We start from the raw sequence: 18589 nt of genomic DNA, 5'->3' as shown, positions 1-18589 counted from the left end.
GTTATCTCCCTTGTATTTCGTGTGCGCGTTAAGCGCTTAGCAGAAAAAGTGGTTTAAAATTCAGTGATGAACACATGAATATGCCGCATGGCAAGAGCACGGTTTATGCTATACATCAGTAATTTGGCTGCTCAAGCCCAATTACCGATGAACGGCGGTATTTTCGTACTGTGCGGAAAAAGTATTCCACGACCGGGAGTTTGGCTTATTGATCCAACGCAACAATTAATGGTGAACAATGCGCCATATTTGTCACTCAAATGACAAATATGACACAAAAGAAAGGTCACGTAGGTGAACATTGAGAGGTAGAGAATAGGGCGCGTTAGGGTGTATATGTGATTGTGAATGCACCTCGTAAATCACCCAATTCAAACCCTGTAGCTTGATCATTGGGATAGTGTTCTAAAATTGCGTGCTTTACTGACGGTGCCACATTGGCTCCGTGGCAGGCCATACATACTTGCCCTTGTTCAATCGCCATCATGTACCTAAACTCACCGCTTTCGCTATCGTATTGATAAGTTTCAATAGGTCTTTTAGGGGTCAAATTGTCTTGCTTAGCTTCGGTCAGTAACTGTGAAAACCACGCTAACTGCTCACGCTCCCATTGATCTGCCGCATTGTTTGGGTTCCTTACTTTCAGCGCGGTACGCCCAACCTCCCACCCGTTTTGACTAAGCGCCAGAGCAATAGGAGCCGCTGCAATCTGGCATTCGTTAACGCCAGCCTCTAGCCCTCCGGATTGAATTGCTTGCTGTAGTCGTGACTTTAGCGCGCCTCCCAGTGCTTTTGCGTGTAATCGCGCTTCTTTGACTTTTTCCTGTACACTGTTTTCACTTTGTTGCTCATTGGCAGTCACTGTATCTGCCAATGAATGAGCACTACTTGCCAATAAGCTTATCGCCACCAGCATTACGCTATTTTTCATTATAAAACTCTCTTTGGAATTGAATGAGTTGCTACCGAAGTATTGCCGTTTGTCTCAAACAGTGAACAAGCTCTATGCCAATATGATAAATTGCCAAAATCAAATTAGAACAAACTAATGTTCAGCCACCCATGAATATATCCATAGTACAAGCGATGATAGATGCGATAGATAAACCCGCAATCTTCATTAACCCAAGCTACGCTATTGAGGCTGTTAACCAGCCATACAGAGACACCTACCCTGTAGATATAAAGCTTGGCTTCAGTACCTGCTATCAAGTCTCTCACCGCAACAGCAAACCTTGCGATAAGTGCGGCGAGCATTGCCCCATGCAAGAGAGTAAAGCCACAGGACGAGCGGCTAGCGTAGTACACGTTCATACCACCAGTGAGGGTCAAAGCTACTGCGACATTCTCATGCGCCCGATCTTCGACGGTAGCGGAGAGTTATTAGGCTACTTGGAAATACTTGATAAGCTGTCGTTTGCCTCAAACCAACCTTCAATAGGGAAAATGGTGGGTGAGTCAGAAGTATTCAAAGCAATGCTCAACAAAATAAATCGCGCCGCTAACTCAGATATTTCAGTACTACTGTTTGGCGAAACCGGCACGGGTAAAGAGCTGGTATCCCAAGCACTTCACTCGAGTAGTCACCGTGCTGGCAAACCATTTGTTATCATCGAGTGTACCGGCATGTCTGACACCCTACTTGAGAGCGAACTATTCGGTTATGAAAAAGGTGCGTTTACTGGCGCAACAACAAACAAGAAAGGTCTCATAGAAACAGCGGAAGGCGGCACATTATTTTTTGATGAAGTGGGTGATATTCCACTTTCAACACAGGTAAAGCTACTGAGGTTGTTCGAGTCGCAAACTTATCGTCCAGTAGGAAGTGTAGACTCTAAAAAGGCTAACTTTCGTTTAGTGTGTGCAACACACAAAAATCTAAAGCATATGGTGGAAACGGGCGAATTCAGACAAGACCTGTACTACCGTATTGCCGGCTTTCCTATCAATCTGCCTTCTTTAAGACAAAGAAAGTCAGATATAGCGCTGATAGCAGCCCACTTTCTAGCAATGTCTAAAGAGAAAAAACGGTTTCATAAAAACGCGCTAGAAAAACTAACCAACTACCCGTTCCCAGGCAATATTCGCGAACTCAAAAACATTGTAGACCAAGCTATTTTACTGGCTGATGAAAGCGTTATTTACGATACAGACTTACCCGAGCTCGATAACATTAGCTCTGATGCTATCAATGATGCCTTGTCATCTCACGGTAACGTTGTGACCTTAGACGAAATGGAACGCCAATACTTACGTCAGGTTTACACGTCTTTTGAAGGCGATACCCAGCAACTTGCACAAGCGCTGGGAGTGAGTACCCGTACACTTTACAGAAAGCTGAAAAAAGCGGGGGTTGGAGATACTTAAAAAATAATAGGTAGAAAAATTACCAAAACGCAGGCTATGATAAAAGGCGCTAACCAGATAAAGAAAAATGACTTTAAGACGCCTACTTACACTAACACTTTGCCTTTGTATGCTTTTGCAAAATGCATTAGCACTTGGCCTTGCTGCCCATACTATGCAGCAAGCACGTGCGTTTGTAGGTGAAGATATTGAACTTATTTGTACTGGCAAGACCATGCGCTACATTTCAATTAGCGCCACTGAGTTTGAAGGTGAGTTCGTTTTTGTTAGCCCCGAACTGCTCAAAGCACCCGCCGAGCACGTTGACTGTACCAATGGCACGTTAGCCGACTTACCTCGGGTGGACGAGCCACTACATGCCACATTACCTTTACTATCGCTGGTTCGCTATCGCGCTTTAGTCGCGCGTTTAGCGGCTAAGCCCTTTACAGATTTTGCTTACGCGGCGCCGCTAAGCCGCGCCCCACCACACGCATAACAAACTCCAAAACACACTGAACATGCATGCCTTCACCATGCACAACACTCGTTTTTTAAAATGGAATTGTTATGAAGCAATCTATCATCGCGCTTGCCGTATTCACTGCGTGCGCGCCCGTACACATTTACGCAAACACCATCGACTTGGCCGATAACACTTCGACAGAAGTGGTCACCGTTATTGGCACACCACTTTCCCTTAGCACGCAAAATATCGAGCAAGAGTCTGTTAGTGCTACCAGCAATATTGACGCTGACTTTGGCGATCAGCTTGCCACATTACCTGGCGTGTCGATATCTCGAAACGGCCCAGTCACCGGGCTTATTCAGTATAGAGGACTTTACGGTGACCGAGTTGGCGTAAGCATTGATGGCGTTGATATTGCTGGAGCAGGACCAAACGCCATGGATTCGCCCCTTTCTCATGTGCTGCCAGAACCAGGACTGACCGCCACCCTTTACCGGGGGATTGTGCCAGTAAGTGCAGGTGTGCAGACGCTAGGCGGAAAGCTTCGCATTCACTCTGATGCCCCAGCACTTTTTGACCTGAATACAGGCTTTAGCGGTAGCGTAAGTGCCAGCGCAATATCTCCGGGGAGCGGTCAGCAATACCAAGGCAATGTGTTTTATAAGAGTGAGCAGGCTTTTGTTAGCGGCGCCTTCACTCATCAGCAGCGCGACGAACAAGAGTCGGGAGATAACAGCGTTATTCCAAACAGCCATTACCAAAGAAATGGCGGTAAGTTTAGGGCGGGCGTCGAGTGGGGCAATCACCAAATCGATGTGAGTTTTCAGCAACTTAATACTAACGAAAGCGGCACGCCTGCTTTAGCCATGGACATTGGTTTTATTGATGCCGCTTGGTATCGACTGGGCTATCGCTATAACGCGAACGATAGGGAGTTCTTCACGTTAAGCTGGTTTGGCAACAGCAACCAACATGCCATGGACAACTTCTCACAGCGCATGGTGATGTCTGCCGGCATGGCGAGAGAGAATAACGCTGATGCTATTGCTCAAGGCCTGGATGCCACCTATGTGACGCCATTTTATAAAGGCGATCTCAAACTGGGTGCCTATCTGCACCACAGCAGGAATAACTCGACCATCACCAACCCTAATAACGGCATGTTCTTCGTTGATAACTTTACCAACGTAGAAAAAGACACAGCCAGCGTATACGCAGAATGGCAGCGAGATAAAGCATCTTTTTCAACAACAATTGGTACCCGATATACACGTGTTGACATGGATGCCGGGCTAGCCGGTTCTAATATGGTTATGATGAACCCAGCCATTGCTTCACTCGTTGATGATTTCAACGCGGCAGAACGCAGTAAGAGCTATAACATGTTAGATATTGCCGCTAGCACGCGATATCACGCCAGCGACAATGTCGATGTTGTCCTTGGCGTATCGCAGAAAAACCGTGCCCCTACTTACTTCGAACGCTATACGTGGCTGCCTCTTGGTATTTCTGGGGGAATGGCAGACGGGTTTAACTACATTGGAAACTTGGCTCTAGACAACGAAACTGCACGCCAGATAGATGTGGGTATTGATTACCGTTTCAAAAGCTGGTCAGTTTCTCCTCGTCTATTTTATCAAGATATTGAAGACTATATTACTGGTTCTCCCAGCATGAATATGGCTGCCAATATGGTCTCTACCATGATGGCAGGCACAACACCATTTCAATGGACTAATACAGACGCCGTAATCAAAGGGGCAGATCTGACTGTTTCGGGTAATGTGTTTGATAACGTGAAGCTTAACGCAGTAGCAAGTGTTCAGCACGGTAATCGCGACGATATCGACGATGCGTTGTTTCGTATTGCCCCCGAACAGCTAATCACCACCATTCAGTGGGATACACAGCTACTTAATGCGCCAATGGCGCTGCAACTAACGTCAGAATTGGCAGGAGCACAAACCCACGTTTCAGCGCTACAAAATGAAACCACTACTGCAGGATATGGATTAGTACACATTACGGGGCTTTTCACCCTTATAGATAATGCGCGGTCAAATCTTCAGATTACGGCCACCATTCATAACCTATTTGATAAGCATTACGCCCCACACACAGCGGGAATTAACCGCGTGAGGAATACTGATGTTGCACTAGGTGAGCGAGTACCCGCAGCGGGACGAGAGTGGCATCTATCGCTGAGCTACAGGTTCTAATTGTTTAAAACTCAAACCCCAAAAGCCAAACGCAATATGTAGGTTCAGCCCTGAGTAAAAGCTAAAGGCAAAAAGATAAACCAGTGGTCTGCCTCCGCTGGTTTATCTTCTCTTAATGTCTGATACACATGCCGTTTTAAACGCTAGAAATGAAAACTTGCGCACTAACGTAAGTATTTGGGAGGTAAAGAGCTGTGTCAGATTACAGCGGGAAATAAGGTTGAGAATGCCTGCCACAAAAGCCGCAGGGCCAACAGTGTCACCACTATCTTGAACGCCAGCATAAATTTTTCAGCGGGGACACGCTTTAATACCTTCAAGCCGAAAAACGTGCCGAGCGCACCACTGGCAATCATAATAATGATTAGCCCGGCCCATTGGGCAAAGGAAAACCCTACAAAGGTAAAAACAAACGCTTTAAGGCCGTGTTGCAGTGTCATACAGCTGGCAAACGTGCCGGTTATCTGCATTTTGCTGTAATTATTTCTGTGTACAAATGCCGCCACCAAAGGCCCTGTAGCACCTACAAACATTGAAACCAACGTGGTTACTAACCCTGCCAATGTTCTACCCGCGGGGTTCATTTCTTGTGCTTTGGGTTTACTCCCCCACACCAGAAATAAAATAAATGCGGCAACCGCAAATTGAATAATAATCAACGGCAGCTGAACCACAACAAACGAAGCAAAAAAAGCGCCAACGATTGCGCCTAAAGAAAAATACTTCAGCATATTCCAGTCGATATGCTTTGCCGTCATCAGTGCACGGTTGCCGTTTGAACCAAGCTGTACTAGACCGTGAACCGGGATCAGCGCACTGACTGGCATAGTACCGGCCATTACTGCCAGCAATAAGACCCCGCCACCAATACCCAGCGTTGCTGTCATCATCGACGTAAAAAAGGAGGTAACAACAAGTACTACTGATGATGACATCGACATCGCATCATTGGCCGTTAACCAGCTATAAAGTAACTCCAAGGGTCAAATTCCACCTTAATTCGTAACACAGTTTGTATGGTTTGAGTGATCATTACACCAAAACACATCGTTTAAATATCATACAAAACTCACGCCTAGTGCGTAAGGTTATTTATCATGCCTTCTATTAGTTATTTAAACAAAGCACTTCGGATAATACGCGACAAGCAATGTACAAAAGGCGCTAAGCTAGTTGCCAGGCAACTTCTCAGTAATAGCGGGTTCACTGATAAAGATATTTATGATTGTTTAAAGCAGGGCTCGATTATTCGCATTACCATATTTGAAGCCTAGGGTAGCGTTACACCTTACATCTTGTACCTTACACTTACCGCTTGCCCACCCACTCGCATGGGTCTAATTTCTACACCTAAAAACCCATTGACTTTCTTCATTGTGCACAGGATACTCGGGTCATTAAATACTCACTAGCAGCGCACTGTTTTTAAATACTATGCCTAAAAACACGAATACACATACTGCTTACTCAGCGACTGCGCTGATTATTATTCTCGCTATTCTAAGGAATGGGCGGGTTAGCTAGTGCGTAAATAGAATTCACTAAACCCGCCGCAAAGGCGGGTTTTTTATTGGCTCGTCTTGCGGTAAAAATAACGGAACGACAGCCATGAACAATCCAATATCTCACGTGTTACAACAGTTGCATGACGCAGTAAACCGCGGCGATCAAGACGCCTTATCCCAATGTTATGCTAGCGATGCAACAGTGGTCGCGACCCCTATGTCCAGCTCAACGCAAAACCAAACCGCTGAAGAACATGCCACGCAGCGCGACTGCGTTGATGCCTTGCTTAAATTTCAAAAGAAATTCATGCCCGATCATTTTGTTACAACCGGAGATGAACGGGTTATAAAAGCCGGTGACGTAGCGCTAGTCGTCGCTAAGCTTTACCTTGTGCCCAAAGCAACACCCAACGCCCTACCCTGCGAGGGTAAGCGCGCCGTTTATGTTCTGCAAAGGGATGCAAGTGGAGAATGGCGCTGTGTCATCGATAACTTCTTCGGTACTGACTTGTTAGATTTTGCGTGATTCTCTTTAACTCACAAGATCAGAGTCAAAAGCGGAAGTAGGTAAATTGGGGCATATTGCTATGCCCCTAGTCTTCATCTACGATCTAAATGCTTGTTAGCATTTTCAGAGCACTACATCTGATTAGTGGTCGTGCTCATCCTCTGGCACCTCAATAGGATCCAGCTCTACGATATTGGTTTCTGCATCACCACAGCCGGCAAGCAAAAGTGCGCTGGCTATGGCGCTTAGTACTAGTCTATTTTTCATGTGTGTATCCCTATCAATAATTCTTTTTTATAAGCTGATCTTAGAAATAACCGCGTACGCCGAAAGCAAAGTTTCTACCCGGACGTGGTGCAATATCTTTCAAAAATGAGGTGTGAACGCGCGCTTCTTCGTCGGTTAGGTTTTCACCGCTCAGGTAAACCGATAAATCAATATCTCCCAAAGGAATGTCGTACGTAATTGAAGCATCAACAAGGGTGTAGCCGTCCGTTTCAGTCTCGAACGTCGAGATATCGTCTTGTTTTGCAAAATATGTGATGTCTAAATCTGCGCGAAAGTTATCTAACGTATAGGCAACGTGTGAGCCCACTCGCATGGGCGAAGTGCGAGGCAGTGCGCCACCATCTTTAAGGCGGGCTTTAACGTAGTCGGCGAAGAAATCGAGTTTTAGGTTGTCAGTGGTTTGCCAGGCAACTTGTAACTCAAAACCATGAAGAACGGCGTCAGCTGAACCAAACAGGTAAACAGGTAATTCATCGCTGTGTTCATCTTCGCTATGCTCTTCTTCATCGTGGCCTTCTTCATCGTGAGCATGGTCATGACCACTTTCAGCGAATAAGCCGGTTTCTTCTTGGAAGTAGTAGTTATCTACTTGGTTATAAAAGGCATTAAATACAAAGCCGACATCGCCCTGTGTTTTTCTGAACGTTAGGTCGATGTTGTTTGCTGTCTCAAGATCGATTGCCGTTTGAGAAAGCACAAACTCGCCTTCCTCTGACAAATCAAACAGGGCACCAATTTCATAGGTACGGGTGCCAATATGCGGGCCAAAAGAAAGAAGCTCAGAGGCAGAAGGGGCGCGCTCTGAACGGGAAAGTGAAACGCCCACGTTATAGCTTTCATTAATGGTATAAACTACACCCGCTGATAGCGATATAGGTGTAATCTCTTGATCTACCGCGAACTGTCGTACGAACTCGCTGCCTTCATGTTCATGTTCGTCGTGAGCATGCTCATCATGATCATGTTCATCGTCGTGCTCGTGAGCGTCAAGCTCAGGCAACAGCACACTTGATGCGTCTAATGTTACGCTTTCCGCTCGCGCCCCTAATTGAACCAGAAAATCACCAAAGTGACGCTCTTCCATGAGTGCTACAGCAAACATCTCCATTTCTGAAGGCGGTGTAAAGGCTTCTTCGCCTTGAGCAAATACATCGCTCCCTTTGTAATGAAGGCTGATTCCACCGCGCCAGCCAGCCATGGGTTTATGCAATAAGTCTACGCGTAGTTCTTCGGTTTCATTACTAAAAGTGGTACCTACTAAACCGCCCTCAACTTCAGCATGTTCATAATCGGTATAACCCGCTCTAAAGTGAACACTTTGCAAAAAGTCATTGGTAAAGTTGTACTCACCTAAAAGCTGATACTTAGTTTGCTCAAGATCAGCGAATACCGAAGTATCTCCGCCATGGCTGTGCCCAGGCACGCCATACTCTCGCTCAAATCGCTCTACCGCTACGCCAACATAGCCTTGGTCGAATAAATAGCTGGTCCCTAACGTAAACCCATTCGATTCTTCGTTACTGTTTTCAACCACATGGGCGCCATCTGGGTCATCAATGTCAGGGGCAACAGGTGTTTCATAATCATTTGAATCGCGATAAAAACCGTCAGCGTAAAAGGCTATGTTGTCCACGCCAGTAGTCACGTTAAACGTTCCAAGTTTCTGGTCGTTAACGGTTTGCGTTTCTAATACAAATTCACCGCGCGTTTCAGTGGACGTGGGCACACGTTGGTCAACTACGTTCACCACACCGCCTATCGCACCGCTTCCGAAGAACAGGGTTGCTGGCCCACGCAGCACTTCAATTTGTTTAGCGGTTGAGGCTTCACTTGCTACTGCGTGGTCGGGGCCAACACGGGAAACGTCGCTCACATCCAAGCCATTTTGAGTAATCAGTACCCGTGGTCCGCTAAGGCCACGAATAATTGGCGTGCTCGCAACATTGCCATGGAAGTTAGACTGTACGCCGGGTAATTTTTCTAGCGTATCGCCCAGCGTGGCCGCTTGTTGCCGACGTAAGGTTTCGCCAGATAACACGCTCACTGGAGTGGCCGATTCCATCACCGATAAATGCATAGGCGTGGCGTGCACGTCAATGACTTCGATAGCACTGCGCGCCAAGACAAAGTTAGCGCCACCCGCGTTGTCAGATTGAGCTTGCGTGTGCTCATGTAAGTGAGCGAAGCCAGAGGCGAATATGTGAAGCGTATAGTCGCCCTCCTTTACGTTAGAGAAAGTAAACTCGCCCAGCTCGTTAGTGCTGGTAACACGCTTTAGCGCCTCAATTTCAACAGTGGCATTGGCGAGCGGCTTTCCGGCTGCATTAGTTACCGTGCCAGAAAGTGTTTGTGCCAGTACTGACGGAGATGCTAATAGCAACGCAGGCGCTGAAAGCGATAAGCCTAACGCCAATCGAGACAGTTTCATTATTCTAACCTCTGAATTTGTGTAATGTGATAATGTATCATATTTATTTTTATGGTATGTTATATTGTAACGTTTACACAAGAGGTAAAAATGAAAACTATTTCTATTACGTGGAAGAATTCACAAAAAGCGCTACGCGCCTCTTCAACTTTTCTTAAGGTAGGTACTTTTGTCGGATTGAATTTGGCTGGGATGGGTATCAACGCTGTTCATGCTGCGCCTCATACTCACGGCGAAGGCAAACTACAAATCCTACAAGCGGGAAGTGAGTGGCAGTTTGTGCTGCAGCTGCCTGCTGCTGATGTCCTGGGGTTTGAATACGCGCCATCCACGACTAGCGAGAAAAAACGTTATGAAGAAACGCAAAAGGTTTTTCAGCGCTTTGACGACATTTTTACCCTAAGCAATACGTGTGAATTACTCGATATCACACTTGAAAGCCCATGGGAGGTAGCTAACGAGCATGAAGGCCATGCCCATCGCAACACGCATTCTGATTTTCGTGTCGCATATTTGCTTAGTTGCCAAGGCCCCGTAAAGCGTATTGAGATGACAGGGTTTCCCCATTGGCCAAGCCTGCAGCACGTTAATGCAATTTGGGTAGCCAACAAAGGACAAGGCGCACTGGAGGTAACTCCAAGTCAGCCAGCCTTACTGATAAGCAGCTAGTTAGATTTTTACTCTCTCAGGCGCAAGCTTCACCCATTATGCGTGCGCCATAGCAATTTTCGGACATATTATGAATTCGATATCTCAAGGAAGCAGCGCAATGCCAAAAGTGCAGTTTATTTCAGACAGGCTCGCTATGCTCCTTTCATCCCTTTGCGTAATACATTGTTTATTAACGCCTATTTTATTAATTTCCATGCCTGCATTGGCAGGTGTGTCAATTCTCAATGATGAAACCTTCCATCAAATATTGCTGTTTTTTGTGTTGCCCATCGGTGTTTTTGCGCTCTCACTAGGCTACCTACATCACAAGAATAAGTGGGTAGTATTTGCTGGTTTTTTTGGACTAACGCTTTTAAGTAGTCCGCTACTGGTTGAATGGGTAGGCTTAGGACACGAAGTGCTTGGTGAATATGGTGAAGTGATAATCACGGTAATCGCGTCGTTTATTATCGTTGGTGCGCACCTGATTAACTATCGGCTTAGGTCGACCGTGCAGGTGCCTATTTGCGAAGAGCGCGAGACCACCCAATCACAACCCTATTAGTTTCATCATAATCTCAAAAGCGGGTAATTCTTATCGAGCGACGCTCGCAATATTAGTGATGTAAGTCGTTTTTGAGGTCTCATTCAGAGGTTATTTTGTCTAGTTTTAATCATTCCGACACGGTACTTCCCGATGTCACTACAGAGCATTCCACTGCACAACTTCCTGTTATTGATAGTGTAGGCATGCAGGGCATTGCTATCCCTCTGCACGTGCTAGCTAAGCGCGGTGAGCGATTAGCCAGCCAAGTAAAAGTCGATGTAACAGTGAGTTTAGATCAACCCAATGCTAAAGGCATTCACATGTCTCGATTGTACAGCTTGCTACAGCGATATTTGAGCAACCAAGACTTACATAAGTCGGCACTTGTGTCGTTAATGAACGCGCTTATCGAGTCTCAAGATGGGCTGAGCAACAGCGCCCAGCTTAATTTACACTTTGACCTCACCGTGTCGCGTCCTGCGCTTATCAGTAGGATGTCAGGATATCAATCGTACCCTGCTTCACTTTGCGTAAGACGATCACCTGAACGTTATGAGGCACAGCTTAAGTTAAGAGTACCGTACTCTAGTACTTGTCCTTGTTCGGCCTCCCTCTCTCGCAAGGCGTTATCAGAAGTATTTGTGCAGCAATTCGAAGGAAAAGGTTTATCCGTAGAAGAAATGGGCGCTTGGCTCGCTTCTAAACAAGCCAGCATCGCCACGGCGCATGCACAGCGTTCCTTTGCCGATATAACCCTAGATTTAAGCGACAACGAGATCCCCGATTTTATTGGTATTATTGACTTGATAGAAAACGCGTTAGGCACACCGCTTCAAACCGCAGTTAAGCGTGAAGATGAACAGGCGTTTGCCAAGCGTAATGCTGAAAACCTAATGTTTGTAGAAGATTCGGTAAGGCGACTGCATGAAGCGTTAAGTACGTATTACCAAGCTACCTATTTTCGTGTAAAAGTAGAACATCAAGAAAGTCTGCATGCACACGACGCCATTGCTGAATTATCAGGCCCTGTTCATCGATAAATTCAGACATAATTTGAGTGTTGAAGCCGGTAGGCAGAAGAAACAATAAAAGGAAAATAACATTGTTATCTCTTAACAAGCTCTCTTACATCAGCAAAGCAGCGTGCATAGGCGCTGCAGTATCAGCTATTGCGGCGTGCTCGTCTACGCCATCAACCCCGCTTGCTGGTGTAAAATCACACACTCTGTCAAATGCCGTGATATACCAAACCAGTAGCAAAGAGTACCCTGTTCTTTCCAGCTTTGTGTATAACCAAGCTATTGCAGCACTACCTACGCGCTTTGCCGATGGCGACGTTGTGGTTATGGATGTTGATGAAACTGTATTAGATAACAGCACATACCAGAAAGAGCGCGAAAGCGTAGGTTTGGGCTACTCGTCAAAAAGCTGGGCTGATTGGGTAAAGCGTGAAGAGGCTACACTGGTACCGGGAGTAGCCGCTTTCATCGATGAAGTTGTTGTACGAAATGGCAAGGTGGCGCTTATTACGAATCGCGATAAAACACTTGATAGTCACACGTGGAATAACCTCTTGGCGCAAGGTTTACCGCTTACCACGAGTAATACCTGTGTTGTTGGCCGCACTGCTGAAGACAAAGAAGCGGTAGGCCAAGAAGGTATGGTTAATGACAAGGACTTGCGCAGAATGCAGCTTACCCAAGGCAAGATCGCATGTTCAAATACGTCTAAAGACGCGACGTCTACGTGGGCTGTGCCTCACACTATTATCATGCAAATTGGGGACAACATTGAAGATGTAGGCGGCGTAACTCAAGAATCTGCCAACGTTCAGTCACTCATGCCACGAGTGGGCACAGAGATTTTTATTCTGCCAAACCCCATGTATGGGTCTTGGTAGAGAGCGAAGCTAGAGTAGCCGGGGCAACTAGCTTATTTAACACTGTTGAATAAGCTAGTATACCCAGCGCGCTCGTTTGATTATAGAAGTCAGCGGCTTTCTATCGAGAAGTAGAAGTGTCTGCAGGACACGCCAACTCCCGTTCACTTTTAAGCCCAAGCACGTGTTTAAAAAATAGGGTTGCTGGGCAAAAGCCAGTGAAGCTTTGTTGAAATAAGTTTGCGCCGATAAACACGGTGAACCACATAAAGTTTGCATGAACAAACTGGGTTAGGACTACAGATAACAACACCATGAACCCTGCAAATGCAGTTAATGCTTTTTCCTGTGACATAACGAATTCCTTAAATATTGAAGAAGATTAAAAATAAAATCGATAGGCAACAAACGCATTACTTGCGTCTTCAAACTGCCCCCAAAACGTATAGTTATCCTTACCTGAAAACACATTTACGCCCGCTCGCACTTGCCACTTATCGGTGGGCGAATAAGCCACTGTAGTCTTTAGGTATCCGTCGCTATCGCTGGGTGAATAAAACAGAAAAGTATTTAACGTCAGTGTTTGACGAAGTGCTAACCACGTTAAACGGGTCGTCACCCAATGGCGATATTTTTCCTGAACTCGCTCAGAAGACGAGACTGTTCTATCTAGGCCATCCGCATTGTGTAAGTACTCGGTGTACCACTGGAAACCACCGGTAAGATTTGCGGCAATTTCTTGGCTATAGCCTAGTAAGAAACGACTTTGATCATTCGCTATTTGCCGGTCAGTTCCATCTATGTCTTCAAGGCTGTTGTAGAAAACGTATTCCGCATTTGCTATCCCCCGCCCCAGAGGCGTAACAACACTTGCGCCATAGGCATTCATTTTACTGTAGCGAGGCCTTCCAAGAGAATCTGTCGCGGTGGGCTGCCTTGTATAACCGGTGTAACCATAGCCTGCGATCTCTACCCCTTTAACGGATTTATACACCCTTAAGGCAAGCTCACTTCCTCGTGGGCGATTTTCGCGCTCAACAGAAAACGAAGGGGCAATGTTTTCATCCAATTGCGGGCTGTAAAAAGAAAATATTTCGCCTGTAATACCAATATCAGGCTCAAATTCAGGTGTGACGACTAAATCTACATTGGCAATATCCGTGTAGCCCGACACCTTTAATGCATTACTCGGCGCTTTAAGGTATTCGTCTTCTCTTCCTGCAAAGAACGACTGATAATCTTTTGGGAAGAGATCATTTAAGAACAAGTAATCCCCTGTCCCCCAGGTCAGTACTTGCTTACCGACTTTGATGTCAAATGCACTTGCCCAGTCCCCCGTGCCGACTAAAGCGCTGGGTAGAATGCTGCTTAAGCTACCTTGCCATGCCAGTTCGCGAAGTTGTGATTCCCACGACGATGTAACGCCGTCATACCAAACGTCTGCTTTACTGGAAATGGAAGAACTGTCTAATGCATAGTCTGCGCGAAGTTGAACTCTGGCGTCGCGCAATGTGCTGTTATTTAGCACGGATGGCGCGTTAGCAGCTTGGAAACTCTCGTTCATTTGTGAATTCTGACTGCCAAACGCAGTAGCCATGTCACGGGAAAAACGGTTTCCTACTGCGAGCTCGGCAAAGCCAGAAATACGAAGTTTACTTTTGCTCTCAGTGCCCCATTCGTCATCCCACTCATCGTTCCAATCGTCACCTGATTCGACATTGTCGTCCCCAGGCCACACGCTGTCCCACTCGTCGTTTGCGCTAGCTTCCTGTTCTTGAGCGCCGCTTTTCACCGGGTCTTTCTGATTCTGGTTTTCAACACTCACTGTCTGGGCGTTTAGCGGTAGACTAACTACAGCCGTGAACGCAAAAGTGAAAATAAAAGGCGCGAGCAAAACGTGCGCCCTCCATTGCTTTTTAACCCGCTCAGAAAGACTATAGGCTTGGCTAGGCAGCGTTATCCACATGGATGGAGCTAGTAATTTAGACAAGCGCACAGTGCTGCCCTCCTTTTTAGAGATAGTGTTATTTAATATAGTTTTGCGGTGGTACACGTAGGCTACGCTCACTAAATATGCTATCTGGAAGACCTATGTCGTACTCAATCCCTCTGAATTCCATAAGGGTATAGCCACCTGATGTAAGGTCCGTCACCTTACTTCTCACCACAGTTGGGTTGCCCTGTATAGTCTCAATGGTCACAGCTTCAACACGACGGTAGTTATTGTCACCCTTATAAAAGTTAATTAAGGTGGGCAAGTAAGTGTCTTTGTCTATCTCTACTACATAGTGGCTGAACTCTACGAGCGCTGTGTCCTTAGGCGTCGCTTTTAAGCGATAATGAGTTTGGGTTTGTTCAAGCAGCTCAAAACTGTCTTGCGCCGTTGCGCGGCCTGAAACATCTTCATAGAAGAAATGAGAACCAACAAACGATGTACGTTTATCGCCTGCCGCGATTCGCTTTACTAAATCTAAAGCTGGTAAATATAACCAACGGTCGTCATCAGAATTAAGCGCCGCATGCTTTTCAACGCGAAATACCGTACCTTCAACTTCAGTAGGACGGCTAAAGAAAACCAGCATTCGTTGATCGCCGGTGTCGGCGCCTGCCTCATTCAGCACATCTTTGCGCAGAATAGTAAACTGACGCATTTGCTTTCGACCTTGCTCATCTACAATCAGCATTCTCGCCATTGAACGCCCGTCATTGCCTGCGTAATACGCTGCTTGCTCGGCCTTATTGACGATTTCGGCAACATCTATATTACTACCGTTTTGGTTTGCCGAGGTTTGAGCGAAACCATTACCTGATATAAGTAATAGCGCAACAAGCCCCGTGAATGAGCTGCGTAGATTTAACTTTGTTGGTCGACGCAACCTTAGAGTTGATAATATGGAAATACGCATTTTAGGCCTCCTTGAAAACCCAACGTTTAAGCAAAGTCATAGCAGCTGGCAACACCAGCAGCGTAACGAGTGCCGAAATAAACATGATACTTGCCAGAAAAATACCCACGGTAATGTAAGGCACGAGTGGCGCTAAAAGCAGCGGCGTAAAGCCAAGCGCAATAACCAGCGCATTACGAGTTATAGCGCTAGCAGGCTCTTCAAACATAGCACTTAGCGTGGCATTCACATCACCAGTTTGCTTGTAGATCTCTTTAGCTCTAGCCAAGAAGTGAATGGCAAAGTCTACCGACAAACCCAATGTAAGGGCCGAAAGCACGGCAATTGGCATGTCGTAATCTTTACCTACAATGCCAATAGCGCCGTAAATAAAGGTGATAGTTATGGTAAGAGGCAGCATAGCTAATAGGCCAAACACCAGCGAGCGCAGCAGCAACACCATCATCACGAAAACAATAATGAAGGCGCTAAGTAAGCTGTCTAACATGCCTGCAACCATATTGTCCTGCCACACTACATTTAGGTACGCTTTACCTGCCCATTGATAAGTTAGGCCGTCAGGCAATGGATGTTGAGCAAAGTAGTTATCTACCAACTCAATTACCTCTGTCATATCTTGGTTATCACCACTTGATAGCTGCAGCCACACCAAGGTTTTACGATAGTCTGGTGTCACGAAATGCCACAAGTCTTGCGGTCTATGAGAGGACTGATACTGTAAAAGCGTCTGTGCTATCGCTGGCTGAGTATTAGGTAACACGTAGTCACTGTCATTGCCCGAGTGCAGCTCTCGGTTAACTACTTTAACCACATCACTGAGGGACTGAGTTTTACCCACCAGCGTTTGAGTGCTTAAGTAACTTTGCAGGTCTGAAAGCAGCGCTACATTATCGGGCTGTTGAAACGTTTTGCTTGTGCCTTTAATTTCATCAATGCTTGAAAGCAAGCGATTTAAGGCGTCATATTCGTTGCTGTCTAGATCACCGAACAATGCATCGTCGACGGCAAATGCGAGAGTCTCATAATTATTACCGGCATTTTCATTGTTGAGTGTATCGAGGGTTGTTTTGCGCCATTCATCTAACGAAGAGGGCAACACTGCACTTTGCAGTATTTCACTTGCACTTTTCAGCTCGCGGGTATCTTGAATAACAATGTACGCGTTGTACGTACCCGCAAACTCCTTGTTAAGCGCCTTATCTGCTACACGAATTTCATGATTTTCTTTAAACCAGCGCACAGGGTTGTCGTTAATTTGTATTTGGAAAATACCCCACACTGATACCGCTGAAATCACCATGAACGCTACGAGTAACGCACCTTTGTAATTAAGCGCAACATTGCGAATACCGTATACAAATCGCTGTAGATACGTAGCCTTTACTGAAGATGAGTTGGCATCGGTATGTAACGCAGCCTGCAACTTAGCCAGCGCTTCTGGGGACATTCTTGATATATAAGCAGGAATAAAAGTGAGCGTAATAACGAAAGCCAACAGGATACCTGAACCAATGAAGGCGCCGAAGATTTGCACCGGCGGGATCGGTGTAAGCATAAGTGAATAGAAACCGGCTGCCGAGGTCAGCGACGTATAAAGCATCGGTTGAAATAAGTGTTCAACCACAGTGGTAATCACATCATCGGCCTTTTGACCTGGTTTATAGCGGTCTGAAAACTCAGACAATATATGCACCGAATCGACAACAGCTATTGGCATCAAAAATATGGCAATCATGGATGACATGATGTGCACAGTGAAACCTAAGCCGATTAAGGCGCCCATTGTGATAATTACCGTTGCCATTGCTACCACCATTGGGGCAGTAATCAACGTGAAATTACGGAAGAAAACAAATAAGAGAATAAAAATCATCAATCCCGCAGCTGGCGCTGAAATTGCCATTTGAATAAACATTTCAACGCCGAACTGATCTTCAGCAACGGGCAGCCCTGTTATGTGCCACTGCAATGTTTCGTTTGTTGTATTCGCACCAATAAATGCGCGAATGTCTTCTGCAATTCGAAAGCTTTCATTTTTGTCTTTAATTGGCACATAAATAGCGGCTGCATTTTTAGAAGAAGAGGCCAGGGTACCTTGCAACATCGGAAGACGTGCTATTGCCTCAGCAATTTTCCCCGCTTCCTCTTGAGACGCCGGAGCGTTTGGCATCATCCAAGAAAACTTAAGCTCGCCACTATCGCCCTGAGTGATGTTGTCCACCGTTGAAAACGACATGACATCTTGAGCAATCACGCCCTCAGTGTTCAATATATGTTGAGTAACCTTGTCTATTGCACTTAGATTCTCTGGTGTGTAGATGCCTTTATTGGTAGTTCTATCGGCATTCTCAGTAGCAGTGTCATTCGCCGATGATGCTATAACCCCCACCACAATCGCGTCATGCATAGCAAAAGTATGCTTCACATCGTTATGAAACACGCGGGCAGGATGATTGGCTTCAAGCATATTCTCCGGATCGGTGTCTATCGTAATTAACCGCATTTGATAAGCACAAAATAAGACAGCCAACAATAAGACGGCATATACCCACTTTCCTTTGTGGGTAGACAAAAACAGTAATCTTTCAATAACTGCCGTAAACATAACAATGAACTCCTAGTTGGACTGCGCTTAAGTGCATTCATTAATGCTTAGAAAAATTTGGCTTTTCCCATGCATCATCCTGCTGCACTGAAATAGATTCGAAGACTGCTTCTTAATAAGAGCTGCAACTTAATTAAAGTTATACGCGAGACTAACAACTTTAAATAAGATAAATCTTATATAAACAATTTAATGTATTTTCAGAAAAGATCAAGGGTAATGCGACAAGCGACAAGCG

The 18589-nt window shown here is 45.8% G+C and carries 18 protein-coding genes; 10 read left to right on the top strand and 8 right to left on the bottom strand.

Features of this window, described 5'->3' with window-relative positions:
• The first annotated feature begins 105 nt into the window (after positions 1-105).
• Complete coding sequence (locus ACX5KA_RS05510) at positions 106-264, top strand: hypothetical protein (RefSeq protein WP_458730611.1); 159 nt, start codon at positions 106-108, stop codon at positions 262-264.
• A 61-nt stretch (positions 265-325) separates the two neighbouring features.
• Here the strand turns inward: ACX5KA_RS05510 and ACX5KA_RS05505 are convergent, their stop codons facing one another.
• Positions 326-931: a Tll0287-like domain-containing protein gene (locus tag ACX5KA_RS05505; protein ID WP_458730610.1), complete on the bottom strand. Its 606-nt coding sequence runs from the start codon at positions 929-931 to the stop codon at positions 326-328.
• 155 nt (positions 932-1086) lie between these two features.
• Here ACX5KA_RS05505 and ACX5KA_RS05500 point away from each other — a divergent pair, with 155 nt between their 5' ends.
• From ACX5KA_RS05500 to ACX5KA_RS05490, 3 genes are all read left to right on the top strand, one after another.
• Positions 1087-2367, top strand: coding sequence for a sigma-54 interaction domain-containing protein (locus ACX5KA_RS05500; protein WP_458730621.1), 1281 nt, complete (start codon positions 1087-1089; stop codon positions 2365-2367).
• A 67-nt stretch (positions 2368-2434) separates the two neighbouring features.
• Positions 2435-2845 (top strand): hypothetical protein, encoded by a 411-nt coding sequence (locus ACX5KA_RS05495; RefSeq protein ID WP_458730609.1) that lies wholly within the window; start codon positions 2435-2437, stop codon positions 2843-2845.
• Positions 2846-2916: 71 nt separating this feature from the next.
• Positions 2917-5034 carry a TonB-dependent receptor plug domain-containing protein gene (locus ACX5KA_RS05490; protein WP_458730608.1) on the top strand — a complete coding sequence of 706 codons (2118 nt, stop codon included), beginning with the start codon at positions 2917-2919 and terminating at the stop codon, positions 5032-5034.
• A gap of 197 nt (positions 5035-5231) precedes the next feature.
• Here ACX5KA_RS05490 and ACX5KA_RS05485 read toward each other — a convergent pair whose 3' ends face one another.
• Positions 5232-6014: a sulfite exporter TauE/SafE family protein gene (locus tag ACX5KA_RS05485; RefSeq protein ID WP_202941385.1), complete on the bottom strand. Its 783-nt coding sequence runs from the start codon at positions 6012-6014 to the stop codon at positions 5232-5234.
• Positions 6015-6131: 117 nt separating this feature from the next.
• Between ACX5KA_RS05485 and ACX5KA_RS05480 the strand changes: the two genes are divergently transcribed.
• Positions 6132-6308: a hypothetical protein gene (locus tag ACX5KA_RS05480; RefSeq protein WP_202941386.1), complete on the top strand. Its 177-nt coding sequence runs from the start codon at positions 6132-6134 to the stop codon at positions 6306-6308.
• 334 nt (positions 6309-6642) lie between these two features.
• Positions 6643-7065 (top strand): YybH family protein, encoded by a 423-nt coding sequence (locus ACX5KA_RS05475; RefSeq protein WP_202941387.1) that lies wholly within the window; start codon positions 6643-6645, stop codon positions 7063-7065.
• A 123-nt stretch (positions 7066-7188) separates the two neighbouring features.
• Here ACX5KA_RS05475 and ACX5KA_RS05470 read toward each other — a convergent pair whose 3' ends face one another.
• Positions 7189-7314 carry a hypothetical protein gene (locus tag ACX5KA_RS05470; protein ID WP_269752024.1) on the bottom strand — a complete coding sequence of 42 codons (126 nt, stop codon included), beginning with the start codon at positions 7312-7314 and terminating at the stop codon, positions 7189-7191.
• A 40-nt stretch (positions 7315-7354) separates the two neighbouring features.
• Positions 7355-9763, bottom strand: coding sequence for a TonB-dependent receptor (locus tag ACX5KA_RS05465; protein ID WP_232380211.1), 2409 nt, complete (start codon positions 9761-9763; stop codon positions 7355-7357).
• A gap of 90 nt (positions 9764-9853) precedes the next feature.
• On the opposite strand from ACX5KA_RS05465, the gene ACX5KA_RS05460 reads away from it, so the two are divergent.
• The 4 genes from ACX5KA_RS05460 to ACX5KA_RS05445 all read left to right on the top strand — a co-directional run bounded on the left by ACX5KA_RS05460 (position 9854) and on the right by ACX5KA_RS05445 (position 12861).
• On the top strand, positions 9854-10432 hold the full coding sequence (locus ACX5KA_RS05460; RefSeq protein ID WP_232380212.1) for a ZrgA family zinc uptake protein: 579 nt from the start codon (positions 9854-9856) through the stop codon (positions 10430-10432).
• Positions 10433-10502: 70 nt separating this feature from the next.
• Positions 10503-10979 carry a MerC domain-containing protein gene (locus ACX5KA_RS05455; RefSeq protein ID WP_232380213.1) on the top strand — a complete coding sequence of 159 codons (477 nt, stop codon included), beginning with the start codon at positions 10503-10505 and terminating at the stop codon, positions 10977-10979.
• A gap of 95 nt (positions 10980-11074) precedes the next feature.
• The gene (gene folE2 / locus ACX5KA_RS05450; protein WP_049585624.1) at positions 11075-12001 is read left to right on the top strand and encodes a GTP cyclohydrolase FolE2; all 927 of its coding nucleotides are present in this window, start codon (positions 11075-11077) and stop codon (positions 11999-12001) included.
• A gap of 62 nt (positions 12002-12063) precedes the next feature.
• Positions 12064-12861 (top strand): HAD family acid phosphatase, encoded by a 798-nt coding sequence (locus ACX5KA_RS05445; protein ID WP_049585622.1) that lies wholly within the window; start codon positions 12064-12066, stop codon positions 12859-12861.
• 100 nt (positions 12862-12961) lie between these two features.
• On the opposite strand, the gene ACX5KA_RS05440 is transcribed toward ACX5KA_RS05445, so the two are convergent.
• From ACX5KA_RS05440 to ACX5KA_RS05425, 4 genes are read right to left on the bottom strand one after another with little or no spacing between them, the layout of a single operon-like run.
• Positions 12962-13195, bottom strand: a complete 234-nt coding sequence (locus tag ACX5KA_RS05440; RefSeq protein ID WP_049585620.1) for a YgaP family membrane protein — start codon at positions 13193-13195, stop codon at positions 12962-12964.
• 27 nt (positions 13196-13222) lie between these two features.
• Entirely contained in the window at positions 13223-14836 is a 1614-nt protein-coding gene (locus ACX5KA_RS05435) for a hypothetical protein (RefSeq protein WP_061096120.1), read from the bottom strand.
• 28 nt (positions 14837-14864) lie between these two features.
• A complete protein-coding gene (locus ACX5KA_RS05430; RefSeq protein ID WP_458730607.1) occupies positions 14865-15746 on the bottom strand; it encodes an outer membrane lipoprotein-sorting protein in 882 nt (293 codons plus the stop codon).
• Position 15747: 1 nt separating this feature from the next.
• Complete coding sequence (locus ACX5KA_RS05425) at positions 15748-18351, bottom strand: efflux RND transporter permease subunit (protein ID WP_458730606.1); 2604 nt, start codon at positions 18349-18351, stop codon at positions 15748-15750.
• Positions 18352-18589 lie beyond the last annotated feature (238 nt).

The organism is Alteromonas alvinellae (assembly GCF_902705805.1).
Note: the sequence above shows the minus strand (reverse complement) of the source record. Positions and strands in the feature narration are given on the sequence as shown.